General features: G+C 63.4%; 16 protein-coding genes. 2 read left to right on the forward strand and 14 right to left on the reverse strand.

Annotated features, from left to right (window positions below):
- Nucleotides 1-3: 3 nt before the first annotated feature.
- The 10 genes from C7A17_RS26345 to C7A17_RS26390 form a co-directional block, all read right to left on the reverse strand.
- Nucleotides 4-1728, reverse strand: a complete 1725-nt coding sequence (locus tag C7A17_RS26345) for a hybrid sensor histidine kinase/response regulator (protein ID WP_106742479.1) — start codon at nt 1726-1728, stop codon at nt 4-6.
- A complete protein-coding gene (gene ercA, locus C7A17_RS26350) occupies nt 1712-2875 on the reverse strand; it encodes an alcohol dehydrogenase-like regulatory protein ErcA (protein WP_106742482.1) in 1164 nt (387 codons plus the stop codon). Before ercA ends, C7A17_RS26345 begins: the two co-directional genes overlap by 17 nt.
- Nucleotides 2876-2952: 77 nt before the next feature.
- Nucleotides 2953-4935 (reverse strand): alpha/beta hydrolase family protein, encoded by a 1983-nt coding sequence (locus C7A17_RS26355; protein ID WP_106742485.1) that lies wholly within the window; start codon nt 4933-4935, stop codon nt 2953-2955.
- Nucleotides 4923-6077 (reverse strand): pyrroloquinoline quinone biosynthesis protein PqqE, encoded by a 1155-nt coding sequence (gene pqqE, locus C7A17_RS26360; RefSeq protein WP_106742487.1) that lies wholly within the window; start codon nt 6075-6077, stop codon nt 4923-4925. Before pqqE ends, C7A17_RS26355 begins: the two co-directional genes overlap by 13 nt.
- Complete coding sequence (pqqD, locus tag C7A17_RS26365; RefSeq protein ID WP_106742490.1) at nt 6049-6327, reverse strand: pyrroloquinoline quinone biosynthesis peptide chaperone PqqD; 279 nt, start codon at nt 6325-6327, stop codon at nt 6049-6051. Before pqqD ends, pqqE begins: the two co-directional genes overlap by 29 nt.
- Nucleotides 6328-6412: 85 nt before the next feature.
- Complete coding sequence (pqqC, locus tag C7A17_RS26370) at nt 6413-7165, reverse strand: pyrroloquinoline-quinone synthase PqqC (RefSeq protein WP_106742492.1); 753 nt, start codon at nt 7163-7165, stop codon at nt 6413-6415.
- A 98-nt stretch (nt 7166-7263) separates the two neighbouring features.
- Nucleotides 7264-8178 (reverse strand): pyrroloquinoline quinone biosynthesis protein PqqB, encoded by a 915-nt coding sequence (pqqB, locus tag C7A17_RS26375; RefSeq protein WP_106742493.1) that lies wholly within the window; start codon nt 8176-8178, stop codon nt 7264-7266.
- 47 nt (nt 8179-8225) lie between these two features.
- A complete protein-coding gene (gene pqqA / locus C7A17_RS26380; protein WP_003243383.1) occupies nt 8226-8297 on the reverse strand; it encodes a pyrroloquinoline quinone precursor peptide PqqA in 72 nt (23 codons plus the stop codon).
- Nucleotides 8298-8826: 529 nt separating this feature from the next.
- The gene (gene exaC / locus C7A17_RS26385; RefSeq protein ID WP_106742496.1) at nt 8827-10347 is read right to left on the reverse strand and encodes an acetaldehyde dehydrogenase ExaC; all 1521 of its coding nucleotides are present in this window, start codon (nt 10345-10347) and stop codon (nt 8827-8829) included.
- Between the two features lie 319 nt (nt 10348-10666).
- Nucleotides 10667-12442 (reverse strand): methanol/ethanol family PQQ-dependent dehydrogenase, encoded by a 1776-nt coding sequence (locus C7A17_RS26390; RefSeq protein ID WP_106742499.1) that lies wholly within the window; start codon nt 12440-12442, stop codon nt 10667-10669.
- Between the two features lie 261 nt (nt 12443-12703).
- Here C7A17_RS26390 and C7A17_RS26395 point away from each other — a divergent pair, with 261 nt between their 5' ends.
- Entirely contained in the window at nt 12704-13936 is a 1233-nt protein-coding gene (locus C7A17_RS26395; RefSeq protein ID WP_106742501.1) for an ABC transporter substrate-binding protein, read from the forward strand.
- Between the two features lie 100 nt (nt 13937-14036).
- Nucleotides 14037-14423 carry a hypothetical protein gene (locus C7A17_RS26400; RefSeq protein ID WP_106742504.1) on the forward strand — a complete coding sequence of 129 codons (387 nt, stop codon included), beginning with the start codon at nt 14037-14039 and terminating at the stop codon, nt 14421-14423.
- A gap of 221 nt (nt 14424-14644) precedes the next feature.
- Here the strand turns inward: C7A17_RS26400 and C7A17_RS26405 are convergent, their stop codons facing one another.
- The 4 genes from C7A17_RS26405 to pedF form a co-directional block, all read right to left on the reverse strand.
- Entirely contained in the window at nt 14645-15571 is a 927-nt protein-coding gene (locus C7A17_RS26405; RefSeq protein WP_106742506.1) for a quinoprotein relay system zinc metallohydrolase 1, read from the reverse strand.
- Nucleotides 15572-15750: 179 nt separating this feature from the next.
- Nucleotides 15751-16500 carry a quinoprotein dehydrogenase-associated SoxYZ-like carrier gene (locus C7A17_RS26410; RefSeq protein ID WP_106742509.1) on the reverse strand — a complete coding sequence of 250 codons (750 nt, stop codon included), beginning with the start codon at nt 16498-16500 and terminating at the stop codon, nt 15751-15753.
- Between the two features lie 292 nt (nt 16501-16792).
- Nucleotides 16793-17665 carry a substrate-binding periplasmic protein gene (locus C7A17_RS26415; protein ID WP_106743200.1) on the reverse strand — a complete coding sequence of 291 codons (873 nt, stop codon included), beginning with the start codon at nt 17663-17665 and terminating at the stop codon, nt 16793-16795.
- A 147-nt stretch (nt 17666-17812) separates the two neighbouring features.
- Nucleotides 17813-18232: a cytochrome c-550 PedF gene (gene pedF / locus C7A17_RS26420; RefSeq protein ID WP_106742511.1), complete on the reverse strand. Its 420-nt coding sequence runs from the start codon at nt 18230-18232 to the stop codon at nt 17813-17815.
- Nucleotides 18233-18524: the final 292 nt, after the last annotated feature.

An 18524-nucleotide genomic window follows, 5' to 3' on the forward strand; every position in this document is an offset into this window, starting at 1 on the left:
CGTTCACGTATCCATCAGAAGCTGGCTGAGCACCGCACGCAGCTTGCCTGGCTTGACCGGCTTGTTCAGCAGCGGAGCCCCCAAGGCCTGCAGATCACGGCGGCAGGCGTCGCTGCGATCGGCGCTGATGATCAGTGCCGGGATCGGTCTGGAAAATTCGCTACGCAGTTGCTGGATCACCTGGCAACCGAGCACACCATGATCGAGGTGAAAATCCGCCAGGATCACCTCCGGCGCCCTGCCCTCCAGCCGCTGCAAGGCCTCGGGCAGATCGACTGCCGTGATCACTTCGCAACCCCATTGGCCAAGCAGTGCGGCCATGCTGTGCAGGATGTCCACTTCGTTATCGACCACCAGCAGGCGCCGACCCGGCAAGGGATTACCGAGCAGCGGCTGCGCCACGGATTGCACCTGGCGCCGTGGAACCTCCTGCGCCAGCGGCACGCGGATGCTGAACACCGAACCGCGCCCCGGCAGCGAGCGCACTTGCACCGGGTAGCCCAGCATGCGGGCGATGCGTTCGACGATGGCCAGGCCCAGACCGACGCCCTTGCGCTCGGCCGCCCGCCCGACCTCCAGCTGGCTGAATTCGAGGAAGATCGTGTCCAGTTGATCCGCGGCGATCCCTCGCCCGCTATCCCACACCTGTAGCTCGACGAAAGCGCCACGCCGCCGTGCGCCGAGCAGCACGCCGCCACGTTCGGTGTAACGGCAAGCATTACTGAGAAAGTTGCGCAGGATACGCGTCAGCAGGCGGAAATCGGTATGCACCGCATAATTGGCAATTCGCGCCCGTAAGCGCAGACCACTGGCCGAGGCCACGCTTTCGAACTCCGAAGCCAGCGGCGCGAGTAACTCTTCAAGGCGATAAACATCGAGATCCGGTTTGATCGCGGCCTGATCCAGCTTGGAAATATCCAACAGGTCGGCGAGCAGATCCTCGGCGCCTTCCAGCGCCAGGTGACTGCGCTCGACCAGGTTCTGCTCGGCACTCGGCAATTCACGCTCACGCAACGTGGAAATCAGCAGGCGCGCGGCATTGAGCGGCTGCAGCAGGTCGTGACTGGCCGCCGCCAGGTACTTGTCCTTGCTGCGGTTGGCGGCTTCGGCTGCGTCGCGCGCCTCGCGCAGGGCCAGTTCGATGCGCTCACGCTCTTCGATCTGCCGCTGCAGGTTGCGGTTGGATTCGAGCAGCTCATAGGTGCGCGCGGCGACGCGGCGCTCCAGTTCGTCATTGAGTTGTTGCAGACGCTGCTGTGCCTGCTTGCGTTCGGTGATATCGGCGACGAAGCCTTCGAAGACGCCCTCGCCTTCAGGCTTGAGCAGCAGGTTCATCAGCACATCGATGGTGCTGCCGTCGCGCCGGCGCAAACGCGTTTCGTAGCCGAGCAGGGCCTGGCCCTGGCTCAACCGCTGGCGAATCACTTCCAGCTCGTCGAAGCCGCCCACGAACAGGTGGCGGGCCAGATCGCCCAACGACCACAGCACCTGTTGCGGGTCGTCATAACCGAGCATGCGCGCCATAGCCGGGTTGGCCGCCAGCACGCCGTCCTGCAGGCTGGCCTGGATGATGCCGTGCACAGCGTGCTCGAACAGCCATTTATAGCGATTGCGCTCGGTTTCCAGTTCCTCCAGACGCGCCAACAGCTCGGGGTAATGGCTCTTGCGCGCCGATTGGCTGCCGAGCCCCAGCAGCCCGGCCAGCGCTTCGTCAGAGCGCCTCGCCATAGACCACCTCGACGTCACGCTGGGTCGATTCACGCGGATTGGTGAGGATGCATGGATCATCCATCGCGTGGCTGGACAGGAACGGAATGTCCGAGGTGCTGACGCCATGCAGGCCAAGCGTCTCGCGGAAGCCCATGGCGTGTTTGAAGGCGATCAGATGCTCCACCAGGCGCTGACGGATCTGCGTGTGATTGAGCCCGCGGCAGTCGATGCCCAGGGTCTCGGCAATGACCTTGAAACGCTCCGGTGCGGCGCTGTAGTTGAACGCCACCACGTGTTCGACCAGCACGGCATTGCACAGGCCGTGCGGCAGGTCGAGGAAACCACCGAGGCTGTGGCTCATTGCGTGCACCGCGCCGAGAATCGCATTGGAGAACGCCAGGCCGGCCTGCATGCTGCCGAGCATGATCTTCTCGCGCAGGGCGATATCACCTGGGTTGGCGATCATCTGCACCAGATTGCCGTTGATCAGGCGCATGGCTTCCAGCGCGTGCGGGTCGGTCAGCGGGCCATGGCCGGTGGAGACGAACGCCTCGATGGCGTGCACCATGGCATCGATGCCGGTGCAGGCCGACAGGAACGGATCCATGCTCAGCGTGGTTTCCGGATCGATCAGCGACACGTCCGGCACCACGGCCTTGCTGACGATGGAGAACTTCATCCGCTCCTGCTGGTTGGAGATGATCACGAACTGCGACACGTCGGCCGAGGTGCCGGCGGTGGTCGGGATCAGGATCAGCGGCGGGCTCGGCACACGGATGGTGTCCACGCCTTCGAATTCGAGAATGCTGCGGCCATGGGCGACGACGATGCCGATGCCCTTGGCGCAGTCCATCGGGCTACCGCCGCCGACCGCGACGATGACGTTGCAACCCTCGCTGCGATACAGCTCGGCGCCTTCCATCACCTCTTCCACGCGCGGGTTGGGCGATACCCTGGTGTACAGGCAGTAGGCGATGCCCTGAGCCTGCAGGCTGGCCTCGACATCGCCAGCCCAGCCGGCCGCCACCACACCGGGATCGGAAACGATCAGCACTTTGCGCGCACCGAAGGTCTTGGCGTAGTTGCCGACGTTATGCCGGGAACCGGCGCCGAAGATGATCTCGGGGGAAACGAATTTTCGTAGCTGATTCAAATCGTGGCTCATACAACGGCCTGAAATTTCTTGTTATGGAATGGCGATCAGCCTACTGCATTGCCCGGTTAATGCAATGCGACCTGCGATCAGCTCAGGCGCTGATAGAAGGCATGTTCGGCGCGCAGCGCTTTGGCCAGGTTGGCGGCCTGACGGAAACCATGGCGTTCTTCGGCGAACAGGTGGTATTCCACCGGCAAACCACGCTGGCGCAGTGCTTCGACCATGCACTCGGTCTGGCTCGGCACCACCACGGCATCCAGCGCGCCCTGGAAGAAAATCACCGGCACGCTGATCCGCTCGGCCTGCAACAAGGGTGTGCGATCCCGGTAGCGCGCGGCATCCTGCTCGGGGTCGCCGATCAGCCAGCCCAGGTAATCCGCCTCGAACTTGTGGGTCAGCCGGCGCAACGCCAGCGGGTCGCTGACGCCGTAGAGACTGGCACCACCGCACAGCTGCGGCAGCTCGACCAGTGCACGCAGCGCGCTGAAGCCGCCCGCGCTGCCACCGCGTACGAATACGCGCTGCGGATCGATACGCCCCTCGCGGGCCAGCGTGTCGATGGCGGCGCGAATGTCCTGCACCTCCAGCTCGCCCCACTGGCCGGCCAGACGCAAGCGATAGTCGCGACCATAACCGCTGCTGCCACGGTAGTTGAGGTCGAGCACCGCGTAGCCGCGCAGCGTCCAGAAGGCGATACGCGGATCGAACACCGGGTAGCAGGCCGAGGTCGGGCCGCCGTGCAGGAAGATCACCAGTGGTGGGCGCTCCCCGGTTGGAGCCGGCGAGTAGAAAAAGCCGTAGCAGCGTTCGTCCTCACCCACCATGCAGTTGAAAGGCTGAGGTCGTGATAGCTGTGCTTCACGCAACGGCTGCTCACCACCAGCCAATATGCGCAACGCGCCATCGCTGCGGCGGATGGCGAGCACTGCCGGCAGGCGATCCGGTGCGGCAGCAATGCAGTAGAAATGCTCGTTGTCGGCAGCCAGGCTACGGAAACGCGTAAACCCTTCGGCCAACCGCCGCTCTGCCTTTGGGTAGGGTGTCGTGGGGCCGCCCAGGCCGTGCGCACCAATTGTGTTGCCGCCAAAATCGCTGGTATGCGCAGCGCACCCTACCAGAACGCCTTTGCCTTGCTCGAAACGCGTTAGCAGCAGCTCGCCATTCTCCAGCGGCAGGTAAGTTCTGCCTCCCAGTTGCCAGGGAGCTGAGGCGTGATCAAAGGGCGCAGCATCCAGCATGGTTCCCTCATCGACGCACTGGGGTTGCCACCAACCGGCTTGATCGCTCAACACCCACAGCCGGCCCTGTGCATCGAAGCGTGGCTGCTGCAGGGATCGATCCCCCGCCTCACCTGACAGCCCCCGAGTGCGTTCGCCGGACTCGCGCAGGCACAGGCGCGTGGCGACCCAGGGTTGCTGCGGGCGATCCCACTCGATCCAGGCCAGGCGCTGGCCAGTGGAGTCGGCCACCGGCGATGCGTAGAAATCGGCGCCCTCGACCAATACGTCGCGCTTGCCGGTGAGTCCGATGCGCACTAGGCGATGCACCACCGCGCCCGTCTCATGGCTTTCCTCAACGGCCAGCAACGCCTGCCAGGTGGGTACGAATGCCAGGTCGCCATAGCGGCAGCTGGCGCGCGCCGTCAGCGCCAGCGGTTCATTGTTCGTGGGAGCGACTGGGCGGCATTGCGCTTCAGCCGCGATGCCTGGTGAATCATGAGAAATCGCGGCTGAAGCCGCTCCTACGGATGGGTGCGTCATCAACAGATGGTAAATCTGCTGGTCGTTTTCATTGACGAACGCCACCCCATGCTCCGTGGCACAGCAGGCGCCGCCACCGTACTCGTAGACGCGGCTACGCACGGAGAACCCCGGCGGCGTCAGTTCACTGACAACACCGTCACGGCAGAAGAACAGCCCGCAACGCGCCAGAGCAGGGTCGAACGCCACCCATAGCACGCCGCCGTGGGCAGCGTGCAGTTCAGCGAAGTCGGCGCTGGCCGCTGCAGCTTGCTCGGCGCTCCAGGTCGCGTCAGAACCAGTGCGCACGGCGCACCCTACGCTTTGCATATGATTCGCGAGGCCTTCTCGTTGCGGTATTGCAGTGCGTCCATGCCCAGTGGCGCCTCATCGGCCTGCTGGCGGGCCGCGAGAATCACACCGTGATGAGCCGACTTGCTACACACCGGGTCAGCCGCGCTGGCATCGCCGGTGAGCATGAAGGCCTGGCAGCGACAACCGCCAAAGTCCTTGTGCTTCTCGTCGCACGAACGACAGGGCTCGGGCATCCAGTCATCACCACGGAAGCGGTTGAAACCGAAGGAATGCCGCCAGATGTGCTCGATGCTGTGCTCGCGCACATTGGGAAACTGCACCGGCAGTTGCCGCGCGCTGTGGCAAGGCAGCGCCGTACCGTCCGGGGTGATGTCGAGGAACAGGTTGCCCCAGCCGTTCATGCAGGCCTTGGGGCGCTCCTCGTAGTAATCCGGGGTGACGAAGATCAGCTTGCACGGGTGATTCTCGGCCGCCAGCTTGTCGCGCCATTGGTTGGTGATGCGCTCGGCGCGTTCGAGCTGCGCGCGGGTCGGCAGCAGCCCTGCGCGGTTGAGCTCGGCCCAACCGTAGAACTGGCAGGTGGCGAGTTCGACGAAGTCCGCCTCCAGCTCCAGGCACAGCTCAATGATGCGCTCGATATTGTCGATGTTGTGTCGGTGAGTGACGAAGTTGAGCACCATCGGATAGCCGTGAGCCTTGACTGCACGAGCCATGGCCAGCTTCTGCGCGAAGGCCTTCTTCGAGCCGGCCAGCAGGTTGTTCACCTCCTCATCGGCGGCCTGGAAGCTGATCTGGATATGATCCAGCCCGGCATCGGCAAACTCGGCGATACGCGCCTCGGTCAGGCCGATACCGGAGGTGATCAGGTTGGTGTAGTAGCCCAGCCCGCGCGCCGCCGCGATCAGCTCGGCGAGATCCTGGCGCACCAGCGGCTCACCGCCGGAAAAGCCCAGCTGTGCCGCGCCCAGCTCACGGGCCTGGCGAAACACCTCGATCCACTCGGCGGTCGACAGCTCGGCGCCTTGCTTGGCGAAATCCAGCGGGTTGGAGCAGTACGGGCATTGCAGCGGGCAGCGGTAAGTCAGCTCAGCCAAGAGCCACAACGGCGGCCCGGCTTCATGGCCGGCCTTAGCGAAGCTCGATCCAGAACTGAGCATGGGCCACCTCCATGAAGGCGAGGATGTCTTCGTCGATGCCCGGCACGTCCGGGAAGCGCTGGTGCAGGTTGCCGATGATCTCGGCCACCGAACGCTTGCCGTCGACCTGCTGGAGAATCTCGCTGGCACTGTCGTTGAGCTTGATCATGCCTTCCGGGTAGAGCAGTACGTGGCAGCCCTGGGCCGGCTCGAACTGCAGACGGAAGCCGCGGCGGATGGCGGGGATATGGGGCAGGATGGCGGCGGTCATGCTTCTGACTCCAAACTGGTGCGCGCGGCGCACCCTACGGTTGAGCCCTTTGTAGGGTGCGCCATGCGCACCGACGCATTGCGGTTCATAGCGCAATCCCCCGATGCCAGACGCGCTCGGCCGTCACCGTGTGATACGGCGGGCGTTGCAGCTCATAGGCCATGCTCATGGCATCGAGCATGCTCCACAGGATGTCCAGCTTGAACTGCAGGATCTGCAGCATGCGCTCCTGGGCTTCGCGGGTGCGGTAGTGCTCGAGGGTGATACGCAGGCCATGCTCGACATCACGGCGCGCTTCTTTCAGGCGCTTGCGGAAGTAGTCGTAGCCAGTGGCATCGATCCATGGGTAGTGCTGCGGCCAGGCATCCAGGCGCGACTGGTGGATCTGCGGGGCGAATAGCTCGGTCAGCGAACTGCTGGCCGCTTCCTGCCAGCTCGCACGGCGGGCGAAGTTGACGTAGGCGTCGACGGCGAAGCGCACGCCGGGCAGCACCAGCTCCTGCGACAGCACCTGCTCGCGGTCGAGGCCGACCGACTCGGCCAGGCGCAGCCAGGCCTCGATACCGCCCTCCTCACCCGGCGCACCGTCGTGGTCGAGAATGCGTTGAATCCACTCGCGGCGCGTCTCACGATCCGGGCAGTTGGCCATGATCGCCGCATCCTTCAGCGGGATGTTGACCTGGTAGTAGAAACGATTGGCCACCCAGCCCTGAATTTGCTCGCGGGTGGCGCGCCCTTCGTACATGGCGCGGTGGAACGGATGATGAATGTGGTACAGCGCGCCCTTGGCGCGCAGCGCCTGCTCGAATTCGGCAGGGCTCATGGCAGGTTGGCTCATCAAGACACTCCGGTACGAATTGTCGTAGGGTGCGCCGTGCGCACCAGTGCTAGCCATCTGGAGTCCTGGTGCGCACAGCCTAAGCGGCCCCGCACACCCTACAGACTGATGCTCATGCCATCGAACGCGACCTCGATGCCGTGCGCGTCCAATTCGGCGCGCTCGGGCGAATCCAGGTCGAGAATCGGGTTGGTGTTGTTGATATGAATGAGGATCTTGCGCGCGGACGACAGACCGTCGAGCACCTCGATCATGCCGCCCGGGCCGCTCTGGCAAAGGTGGCCCATCTCGCTGCCGAGCTTGTCGCCCACTTCGCACACACGCATCTCGTCATCGCGCCACAGCGTGCCGTCCACCAGCAGGCAATCGGCGCGACGCATCCAGCTCAACAGGTGCTCATCCACCTGGCCGAGACCGGGGGCGTAGAACAGGCTGCGGCCGCTGCGACTGTCCTCGATGAACAGGCCGATGTTGTCGCCCGGGTGCGGGTTGCCCCGGTGTGGCGAATAAGGCGGCGCGCTGCTGCGCAAAGCGATGGCGGTAATGCTCAGTGCCGGGCAGGCGGGAATGCTGAAAGGTTCGGCATCCAGCTCGATCAGACGGTGCTGCAAGCCGCCGTTCCAGTGGCTGAGCATATTGAACAGCGGAAAGCCGCTGGTCAGATCCTGATGCACCATATCGGTACACCAGACCTGGTGCGGACAGCCTTCGCGCAGGGTCAGCAGGCCGGTGCAGTGGTCGATCTGGCTGTCGAGCAGAACGATGCCGGCAATCGCCGTATCACGCAGCTTGCGTGCCGGTTGCAGTGCCGGGAAGGCCTCGATCTGCGCGCGGATGTCTGGCGAGGCGTTGCACAGAATCCACTGCTCGCCGTCATCGGAAATGGCGATGGACGATTGCGTGCGCGGCTGCGCCCGCAGCGTACCGGCCCGCACGCCACGGCAGTTGCGGCAGTTGCAGTTCCACTGGGGGAAGCCACCGCCAGCGGCGGAGCCGAGAATCTGGATATGCATGGAAATCACCAGCGGGGATGCCCCGGACGAGCCGGGGCCAGGAGCGATCAACGGTTGGCGAAATACATCGTCACTTCGAAGCCAATACGCAGATCGGTGTAGGCGGGTTTAGTCCACATGGTGCGGTCCTCTTGTTATTGAGCCGGGGCATTCCGGCAACTCCATTAAGCCCCCGCCAGGCAGGCGGCCAAATGGTACTTTGGGAGGAGATTTGGCTGGCATTGGTAGGTAACGCATGAGCCTGGACGGCCCGCGTTTCCTACGCGCACCAACACCTCCCTCCAGTATTGGGACATTGCCAGGCGGAAAGGTTCGGATGACATTTCCAGCAACGATTCAGCAACCCGCACGCAGGCGCGGATAGCGACCAATAAAAAACGCGGCCGAAGCCGCGTCGCGATAAGGATCTGCTGCCGTTCAGGCCCATGGCTGCCCGCAGATCCACCCGGGTAGGGTTCTTCGCCTGGCAAAAGGCGGCGCGCCGGAGCAAGCGCACCGCGGTTAATACGGAGCCTGCTCACGATCTTGCGAGCTAGAGACCTACAAGGCAGAAACAGGTGAGAAAGCGGAGTGTACTTTTGTACATGAGCATTTCGAGCCTGTTTCTAACGCAGTAGGGCCGACGCGCAGCAGATCGTGTGCTGGCTATCAGAAGAAGCCGAGCGGATTGATGTCATAGCTCACCAGCAGGTTCTTGGTCTGCTGGTAGTGGTCAAGCATCATCTTGTGGGTTTCACGCCCGACCCCGGACTTCTTGTAGCCGCCGAAGGCAGCATGCGCCGGGTACAGGTGGTAGCAGTTGGTCCATACGCGGCCAGCCTTGATCGCACGGCCCATGCGGTAGGCGACGTTCATGTCGCGGCTCCACACGCCGGCGCCCAGGCCGAACTCGGTGTCGTTGGCGATGGCCAGGGCCTCGGCTTCGTCCTTGAAGGTGGTCACACCGATCACCGGGCCGAAGATCTCTTCCTGGAACACGCGCATCTTGTTGCTGCCCTTGAGCAGGGTCGGCTGGATGTAATAGCCGCTGGCCAGATCACCTTGCAGCTGCTCGGCAGCACCGCCGGTGAGCACCTGGGCGCCTTCCTGCTGAGCGATTTCGAGGTAGCTGAGGATCTTGTCGTACTGCTGCTGCGAAGCCTGGGCGCCGACCATCGTCTCGGTGTCCAGCGGGTTGCCACGCTTGATCTGTTTGACCTTCTTCAGCACTTCGACCATGAAGGCGTCGTAGATCGACTCCTGCACCAGTGCGCGCGACGGGCAGGTGCACACCTCGCCCTGGTTGAAGAAGCCCAGCACCAGACCTTCGGCGGCTTTCTCGATGAAGGCCGGCTCGGCGTTCATGATGTCGGCGAAGAAGATGTTCGGCGATTTGCCACCCAGCTCGACGGTGCTCGGGATGATGTTCTCGGCGGCGCACTTCATGATGTGCGAGCCCACCGGGGTGGAGCCGGTGAAGGCGATCTTGGCGATGCGCTTGCTGGTGGCCAGCGACTCACCGGCTTCGCGGCCGAAGCCCTGAACGATATTGAGCACGCCCGGCGGCAGCAGGTCGCCGATCAGCTCGACGAAGAGCGTGATCGACAGCGGCGTCTGCTCGGCCGGCTTGAGCACGACGGCGTTGCCGGCAGCCAGCGCCGGGGCCAGTTTCCAGGCGGCCATCAGCAGCGGGAAGTTCCACGGGATGATCTGCCCGACCACGCCCAGTGGCTCGTGGAAGTGATAGGCCACGGTGCCTTCGTTGATCTCGGCGGTGCTGCCTTCCTGGGCGCGGATGCAGCCAGCGAAGTAGCGGAAGTGGTCAGCGGCCAGCGGCACGTCGGCGTTCAGCGTCTCACGCACGGCCTTGCCGTTGTCCCATGTTTCGGCCACGGCCAGCAGTTCGAGGTTGGCTTCGATGCGGTCGGCGATCTTCAGCAGAATGTGCGAACGCTCCTGCACCGAGGTCTTGCCCCAGGCATCGGCGGCAGCGTGCGCGGCGTCCAGCGCCTTGTCGATGTCGGCGGCGTTGGAACGGGGGAATTCGGCGATCACCGAGCCATCGACCGGGCTGGTGTTGGTGAAGTACTGACCACTGAGCGGGGCGACGAACTCACCACCGATGTAGTTGCCGTAGCGCGGTTTGAGGGTAACGACGGCGCCTGCGGTACCCGGTTTCGCGTAAATCATGATGCTGACCTCTCTTGTTGTCGGAGCCCGTCCCCAATAGGTGGAACGAGTCATGGTTCGATCTTAGGAAGCCCCCTGCGACCTCGGTATGCGCCCATGGCACAAATCGCCTCGTCATTTGGTAGTAGAGCGGCAAGAGCGGTCTGGCACGGGCCTTTGGCAGCGAGGCACGAGGCTATGGAAGCTAAAGGCTAGACCCGTTCGCCTGGTCTTGCGTTCCCAAGTGCGAAAATTCGCCCGTGGCATTTCGAAGCAGCTCGCTGCGCCTGAAACGACGATGGCCGGACAGAGTCCGGCCACCGTCTGGCGCCTCAAACGATCAGTGCTTGGCCACCAGTTCCTTCGGCAGTTTGAAGGTCCACAGCATGCCGCCCTGGTTCAGGTGCTTGACGCGCTTGGCGACCTCGCCGCCCCACAGCGGTACGGCACCACCCCAGCCGGACAGCACTGATACGTACTGCTCGCCGTCCATTTCCCAGGTCACCGGCGAGCCGATCACGCCCGAGCCGGTCTGGAATTCCCAGACCTTCTCGCCAGTCTTGGCGTTGAAGGCTTGCAGGTAGCCTTCCGGGTTGCCGGTGAACACCAGGTTGCCCTTGGTGGTCAGCACACCGCCCCACAGCGGCGCGTAGTTCTTGTGACGCCAGACTTCCTTGCCGGTCTTCGGATCGATGGCGCGCAGCACGCCGATGTACTCCTCGTTGAGCGGCTTGATGGTGAAACCGGCACCCAGATAGGCCGCGCCCTTCTTGTAGGCAATGTCCTCGTTCCAGATATCCATGCCCCACTCGTTGGACGGTACGTAGAACAGACCAGTGTCCTGGCTGTAGGCCATGGGCATCCAGTTCTTAGCGCCGAGGAAGGCTGGCGCGGAGAACACACTCTTGCCCTTCTCCTTCGCGCTCGGCGAGCCGGGACGGTTGCTGTCGTCATAGATCGGACGGCCATTCTTGTCCAGACCCTTGGCCCAGGTGATCTTGTCGACGAAGGGGAAGCCGCGGATGAACTTGCCGTTGGTGCGGTCGAGCACGTAGAAGAAGCCGTTACGGTCGGCGGTGGCCGCAGCCTTCACGGTCTTGCCGCCCTCCTGGTAGTCGAAGGAGATCAGCTCGTTGACGCCGTCGAAGTCCCAGCCGTCGTGCGGGGTGGTCTGGAAGTGCCACTTGATGCTGCCGTCATCCGGGTTCAGCGCCAGGCGCGAGGACGAATAGAGGTTGTCGCCAGGGCGCAGGTGCGAGTTCCACGGTGCCGGGTTACCGGTGCCGAAGAACAGCAGGTTGGTGTCAGCGTCGTAATAACCGCCCAGCCAGGGCGCGGCGCCGCCGGTCTTCCACAGGTCGCCCGGCCAGGTCTTGCCGGCTTCGCCACCGCTGATGCCGTTCTCGATCGCCTTGCCGTCCTTGTAGACGTAGCCCATGTGGCCTTCCACAGTCGGGCGGCTCCACAACAGCTCGCCGTTCTTCGGATCATAGGCCTCGACCTTGCCGACCACGCCGAACTCACCACCGGAGACGCCGGTGATCAGCTTGCCATTGACCACCAGCGGTGCCGCGGTGATGGAGTAGCCTGCCTTGTGGTCGGCGACGTTCTTGCGCCAGACCACCTTGCCGGTGTCCTTGTTCAGCGCCACCAGCTTGGCATCGAGGGTGCCGAAGATCACCAGATCGTCGTACAGCGCGACACCACGGTTGATCACGTCGCAGCAGGGACGGATGTCATCCGGCAGGCGCGCTTCGTACTGCCACAGTTCACGACCGGTACGCGCATCGACGGCGAACACCCGCGAATAGGAGGCGGTGACATACATCACGCCATCCTTGATCAGCGGTTGAGCCTGCTGGCCACGTTGCTTCTCGCCACCGAAGGACATGGTCCAGACCGGGCGCAGCTCCTTGACGTTCTTGTCGTTGAGGATGCTCAGCGGGCTGTAGCGCTGGCCCTGCAGACCGAGGCCGTTGGTGACGATCTGATCGGTGGTGGTGGCGTCCTTGAGAATCTCGGCGTCGGTGACCGCCAGCGCGGCGGCGGAGGGCATCAGCATTGCCGCGCACAGCGCGGTGAGGAGTAAGGGCTGGCGAAGACCGGTGTGTTTCATTGCGGCTACCTCTGCGGGTTCATTGTTATTGCCGGGAAAATTTCCCGGTCTGCCGCAAATTCTTGGCTCACCCAGCCATGCCAACAATTGCACCCCCAGCCGATTTTCCTCATTCCTTGGTAGCAATACCTGCACTGCTGCCGACGGCCCAGCAGCCTGGAACAGGCATCGCAAGTAGCAGCCGGATGGCACCAAAAGCCCATGGTGAACCGATGCCACGCCCCGTAGAAAGGCACCTCCCAACCTACAAGGAGAATGCCCATGGGACGTGTTCTGATCGCATTGCTGCTGGCAGCGCTATGGGGCCAGGTGCAAGCCGAAAGCCTGAAGATCGGCCTCAACTACCCACGTACCGGCAACTACAAGGACGAAGGTCTGGAACTGCGTCGCGGCGCCCTGCTCGCCGTAGAAACGATCAACCAGCAAGGTGGCCTGCTCGGCCAGCCGCTGGAACTACTCAGCGAAAACACCGACTCCGATGCGGCTCAGGCCACACGCAACGTCGAGCACTTCGCGAGTCAGGGCGCACGCATGGTCTTTGGTGGCGCCACCAGCGAAGAGGCCATCGCCGCCGGGCAACGCGCTCGCGAGCTGGGCCTGCTGTATTTCGCCACGCTGGGCTACGCCAACGAGGTCACCGGCCAGGCCGGGCAGCGCCATCTGTTTCGCGAGTCCAGCAGTGCCTGGATGAGCGCTCGTGTGCTCGGCGAATACCTGTCCTGGCATCTGCCGCGCCAGCGTTATCACTACATCCTCATCGACGATGCCTGGGGACGCAGCATCGAGCAGACGCTGCGTCTGGCCACCGGCAGCGCCGATCGCGCACGCCACGGTCGCAGCGCCCTGCCCCAAGGCCCTGTGCGCCGCGAACAGTACCGAGCAGCCCTGGACAAGGCTGCCGCCAGCGGCGCCGACGTCCTGGTATTGGCCCTGCTCGGCGACAACCTGCAACGCAGCATGCGCATGGCCCACAACATGGGCCTCAAACAGCGCATGCAGATCATCGTGCCGAACCTGACCAAGAGCCTGGTACAACAGGTCGGCCCGCAAGTAATGGAGGACGTGATCGGCACCGAAACCTGGACATGGGATACGCCCAAGCTGGAAAACAGCAGCGAAGGCCAGCGCTTCGTCGAGCACTACCTCCAAGCGCATCAGGAATACCCGGGCGCTACCGCCGCCTCCGCCTACACCATCGTTCAGCAGTGGGGCGATGCCGTGCGGCGCAGCGCCAGCACCGACAGCGAAGCCCTCATCGCAGCCCTGGAAGATCACAGCTATCAATTGCTCAAGGACGAGCAGCAATGGCGCGGCTTCGACCACCAGAACCTGCAGAGCATCTACGCCGTACGTGTACGCAAACGCGAACAGATCATGCGTGACACGCTCAAGCAACATTACTTCGAGATCATCCATCGCATGAGCGGCGAACAGGCCGCGCCGAGCCATGACGAGTGGATTCAGGAACGAGGTGAAGTCCTCAGCCTGCAGTAAGCCTTCGTCAGCAGCCACGCCGGGCAGGTTCTACGGCGATTGCGGCGGCCAGCGCTTTGCCCGACACTTGGCCGCTCGCACACATTGATCGGAGACGCCCGTGCCCCATCCTCGCCAGGAAACCCTCAATCATCCCGATGCGCTGGACTGCACCGTCTATCGCCCCGACGAGCAGGATCCGGACGCTGAAGAGCAGGATCTGGGCGACGCCAAGGTTCTTTTCCTCGGAGCCTTCGAGCCCCCAGTTGACTGGGATGCGCACCAGCGCGAGGACTACTTTGGCGAAGAAGACCCCACCCATTTCGTCATGGCCCATATCGAATGCGAAGCCAAGCCTGCGACCAAGGCATTCTTCATGGCCGACAGCGGCGACTACGTAGCCGTGCAATCGAGCCCGGGCGAAGTGGTGATGTATTACGTCTACGACCACGAAGAAACCGAGCACGGCCGCCATTACGTGCTGATTCGTGACGATGAAGAGATCTAGTGGATCGGAACGCCGACCACTCGTAGCGCAGCGAACAGTCCACCAATCTTCGGAGCCTCACAGATCCAACGGCGTACTGCTTCGCAAACGGATCGCCGCCCGGTACACCCTCCTTGGCTTACACATCCATCACATTCGGTGCGCACGGCGCACCCTACGGGCCGGCGATCACTCGTCGTAGGGTGCGCCGTGCGCACCGAGAGCCCCTCAAATCTCGAACGTTAACGATCAACCCGCCCCATGGCGTTGCGCTCGTAGCTCGGGTAGAGATGGCTGACGCTGCGGATCAGCTCGTAGCGCGACAGATTGACCTGGGCGAAACGCTCGGGAATCGGCGCGCGGATCAGTTCGTTCATCTCCGCGCCCTGCTCCGCCCCCTGGCGCAGCAAGCCATCGAGCCAGCCCAGGTAGTCGCGCATCTGCGTGAAAGGCGCAGCATCCGTGGTCAACGGCCCATGACCGGGCACGATCTGCTTCCAGGGCATCGCTTCGAGGCGATCCAGATCGGCCAGCCACACATCCAGACCAGGGCTGTTCGGCGTGGTGAGCGCACGCTGGTAGAACAGCAGATCGCCCGCGAACAGCACACCCGTACGCTCATCGAGAATCGCTAGGTCGGCGCCGGTGTGGCCGTGTAGCGCCAACAACTGTAGACGCCTGCCGCCGATCTCCAGCATGCCTTCGCGCACTTCTTCGCTGGGCAACACGACCTCGGTGCCGCGCATCCAGTCGCCCACCAGGCGGTACATGTTCTCCGCCATGGCATCGCCCTGCTCGGCCAGCAGCTTCGTAGTGCCTGGCAACGCGGCGATGGGCACACCAGCGAAAGCCTGGTTGCCCAGTACATGATCCGGATGATGGTGAGTCAGCAGTACGCGCACCACCGGTTTGCCGGTGGTTTTCTCGATGCTCTGACGCAGTGCCTCGCCGTAGCGGCGCGACGGGCCGGTATCGATCACCACCACGCCGTCAGCGGTTTCGATAAAGCCCACGTTGACGATGTTGCCGCCGTTGTCCGCTGCGAAATTGTCGGTGCTGCCTTCCACCAGCCACACTCCATCGGCGATCTGCCGGGGTTCGAGCCGATAGTCGAGCGCGGCCTGGGCCAGATTGGCGAGCAAGCAGGTCAGCAATAGTATCCAGCGCATGGAAGCCCCCTAGAGGGCACCTCTAAGAACCACCGGCGTTGCCAGCGCTGCGTTAAAACCAGGATCGTGGTGAATCCGACCATCTCGCCTGGTTTTGCCTCGCGCTGGCGGCCTCGCCTACATGTTCAGAAGTGCCTTGGAAATGATGGGTGCGCACGGCGCACCCTACCGGCCGGTTCTCAGAACTCGGCCTGGAATTCGTTGCCGTTGTTGTCGCGCAACCACAGCTCCGCGTGTTGGTCACCACGCAAGTCGAAGGTAAGCGTCGGGTTCTCGCTGACCGCCGGGAACAGCTCGATGCGCCCCAGCACCTGGCCATCGGCACCACGTAGCTCGGCCTCTTCGATGTAGAACTCGGGAATGCCGCCAATCAGGCCGTTATCCATCGGATGCGAGACCTGCAGACGCAGGCGGCTGTCCTCGCCGCGCACGAAGCGCTTGCCCAGCACCTGGCCGAGGCGCTCCTCCCAGCCGGCTTCGGCACGCACCACACTGGGTGCGGTACAACCGCCGCCAGCCGCCTCGACACGTGCCGAGCCGATATGCCAGATACCGTCGTCGGTCAGTACCGCCGCGCGAATCGGCGTAGCCTGCTCGACGCGAATGCGAATGGCCAGGCTCGGCTCCAACTGCTCGCCGGGGGAGAAGTCGAGAATGCGCGGGATCGGATTGAGTTCGGCCCAGGCCAGGATGCGCTTGACCTTGCCGCGGTAGGCGCTGGCGTCGATCTGGATCGGCACCTGGCGTGCATCTTCGGCAAAAGGCGGCACCTCGAGACGAATCTTGTCGTCGAAGACGAAGGCCTCCCCGTTCAGCAGGCGCTGGTGGTAGTAGTCCCACATCACCGAAGTGACCGGATCGGGCGCGGCTGCCCGCGCCTCCCAGGCCCAGGCAAACAGGGCCAGCAACACCAAGCTACGCCAATCCATCGTTCACCTCCGCTACGGCTGAAACCGCTATCGGGCACCTCTAAAAACTAACTCGGCTTTAGCTTCCTGCGTCGCTCTACCTCCTGCATCCATGCAGTCGTGCGCTGCCATCGCTGCGTTAAAGACAGGCTCGTGCGCGAGTCCGATCAAAATGCTCATTTACAGCTTGTAAACTGCGCTTTTTCGCCTGTTTGATTCGCTGGCGCTCACCCTTCGGGCCAGCCCTTGGCTGTTACTCCCTTTGGTCGTTGCGCCGTGCGCTGGCTGCCTCGCCTACGTTTTTAGAGGCACCCTATTGGTATTGTTCAGGCTTCTCGTAACGCAGGCCATAACGCGCATACAGGCGTTCGAGCGAGCCGTCGAGAATCAGGGTTTCCAGCTGTTCTTCCAGGGCATAGGCAAGCTGACGGTTGGTTTCGTGCACCGCCATGCCGATTTCCCATATCTGCCGGCCCATGTCCGGGTAGGCGTTTTCGGCCAGCGCCAGCTGCGGGTCACCCGCCTCGTGCACCAACCAGTCCACCTCGCCGCGCAGCGCCATCACCGCGTCCACCTCCCCGCCCTGCATGGCGGCAAAGGCCAGGCTCGGCGTCGGGTAGTGACGGGTTTCCTGGCTGAGCATGCCGCCCTGCACCGAACTCAAGTAGAACGACGGCACACTCTCCACTTCCACCCCGACCGGGTGCTGGCGCAGCGCGACGATGCTCGGCACCTCGGGCAGGCGACGGCGATCGAACGCCAGTTGCCAGCGCTCGCGCTGATAGGGGCCGAACATCACCACCCGCTCGTTGACCAGCTCGCCCAGTTCGTTGCGCATCTGCGCGTAGTCACGGTCGTAGGGCACGCGCAGCATCAGATCGGCCAGTTGCCCTTGCGCGGTCACCCGGCCACGCCAGATGTAGTCGCGCAAGTCGTCGTCGAGCTTTTCTCCCGGCGGCGCCCAGATCAGTTCCAGCTTCAGGCCGAGCCCTTCGGCCAACGCCTTGGCCAGTTCGTAGTCGACGCCACGCGGCTGGCCGTCCTGTTCGTAGCTGTACGGCGGGAAGTTCTGGTACAGCGCCACTCGCAAGGTGCCCGACTCGGTGATGCGGTCGAAGTCGCGTACCTGTGCCTGGGCGGTACCCAGGCACAGCAGCAGGCTGCATAACAGGATCAGCCGGCGCATGGTACGAGAGCTGGTGAAGCAATCGTCGCGAGCGATGGCAGGTCGCGCTTCGCTGGAGCACAGCAAGCGGAATGTATTGAAATACATGAGCATTGCGAGCACCACCGAAGTGCGAGATACCGAGCGCAGCAGATTTATCATCGAGCCTCACTCCTCGACGTGCACGCTCTCCAGATAACTGCGCACCGCCCACAGGGCTTCCTGGCTGAGGAAGTTGGCCATCTTCGGCATGTACACGCGGCCATCGCGCACCGCACCGTTGATCACCCGCTCCTTGAACCATTCGTCACCCATGGCACCCGGCTCCAGCAGACGCAAATCCGGAGCGATACCACCAGATTTGGCTTCCAGGCCATGGCAGGCAGCGCAGTTCTGGTTGTAAGCCGAGGAACCGATTTCGATGGCACGCGGGTTGCCACGGTAGGGGTTCTCGTCCAGCCATTCCTCACCCAGCGGCTCCAGGCCGTCGGTATTGACCGCTTGCGGTACCACGTCACCGTGCGCCCAGAGAGTGGTCGACGCGGCGAGCAACACCAGCGCCAAGGTGGTTTGGATCTTCTTGTTCATGGCTAGGACCTCATCTAATGCACGCAAGACAGCCCATACAGAGCTCGTGACGACCATCTTAGAAAGGCCGCGCAAAGCGCCGAATGCTGCTTTGGTGGTCGCGCTCTAGTCCCTTGGTAGTAGGGCTTGGGTGGGGGTTTTGTCGATGCCTTGGCAGCAAGGCCAAGTCATGCCCCAACCGGGAAATCCTCCCGGCAAAGGCGGGAGTTTTTCCGTAGGCGTCGAGGCGGCCGGGTTCCACCATCGGCTTGCCACTGCAGGGCATCTCTAAAGCGTCAGCGATGACACGCAG

Origin of the sequence: Pseudomonas mendocina, from assembly GCF_003008615.1 — a bacterium.
Taxonomy (GTDB): Bacteria; Pseudomonadota; Gammaproteobacteria; order Pseudomonadales; family Pseudomonadaceae; genus Aquipseudomonas; species Aquipseudomonas mendocina_C.

Bases quoted from the DNA above. Each gene is read 5' to 3' on its own strand.
- pqqB (WP_106742493.1), bottom strand. From the start codon at position 8,178: ATGCATATCCAGATTCTCGGCTCCGCCGCTGGCGGTGGCTTCCCCCAG.
- C7A17_RS26405 (WP_106742506.1), bottom strand. From the start codon at position 15,571: ATGCGCTGGATACTATTGCTGACCTGCTTGCTCGCCAATCTGGCCCAG.
- C7A17_RS26390 (WP_106742499.1), bottom strand. From the start codon at position 12,442: ATGAAACACACCGGTCTTCGCCAGCCCTTACTCCTCACCGCGCTGTGC.
- C7A17_RS26345 (WP_106742479.1), bottom strand. From the start codon at position 1,728: ATGGCGAGGCGCTCTGACGAAGCGCTGGCCGGGCTGCTGGGGCTCGGC.
- pqqD (WP_106742490.1), bottom strand. From the start codon at position 6,327: ATGACCGCCGCCATCCTGCCCCATATCCCCGCCATCCGCCGCGGCTTC.
- C7A17_RS26415 (WP_106743200.1), bottom strand. From the start codon at position 17,665: ATGCGCCGGCTGATCCTGTTATGCAGCCTGCTGCTGTGCCTGGGTACC.
- pedF (WP_106742511.1), bottom strand. From the start codon at position 18,232: ATGAACAAGAAGATCCAAACCACCTTGGCGCTGGTGTTGCTCGCCGCG.
- exaC (WP_106742496.1), bottom strand. From the start codon at position 10,347: ATGATTTACGCGAAACCGGGTACCGCAGGCGCCGTCGTTACCCTCAAA.
- pqqE (WP_106742487.1), bottom strand. From the start codon at position 6,077: ATGCTCAGTTCTGGATCGAGCTTCGCTAAGGCCGGCCATGAAGCCGGG.
- ercA (WP_106742482.1), bottom strand. From the start codon at position 2,875: ATGAGCCACGATTTGAATCAGCTACGAAAATTCGTTTCCCCCGAGATC.
- C7A17_RS26355 (WP_106742485.1), bottom strand. From the start codon at position 4,935: ATGCAAAGCGTAGGGTGCGCCGTGCGCACTGGTTCTGACGCGACCTGG.
- C7A17_RS26410 (WP_106742509.1), bottom strand. From the start codon at position 16,500: ATGGATTGGCGTAGCTTGGTGTTGCTGGCCCTGTTTGCCTGGGCCTGG.
- pqqC (WP_106742492.1), bottom strand. From the start codon at position 7,165: ATGAGCCAACCTGCCATGAGCCCTGCCGAATTCGAGCAGGCGCTGCGC.
- C7A17_RS26395 (WP_106742501.1), top strand. From the start codon at position 12,704: ATGGGACGTGTTCTGATCGCATTGCTGCTGGCAGCGCTATGGGGCCAG.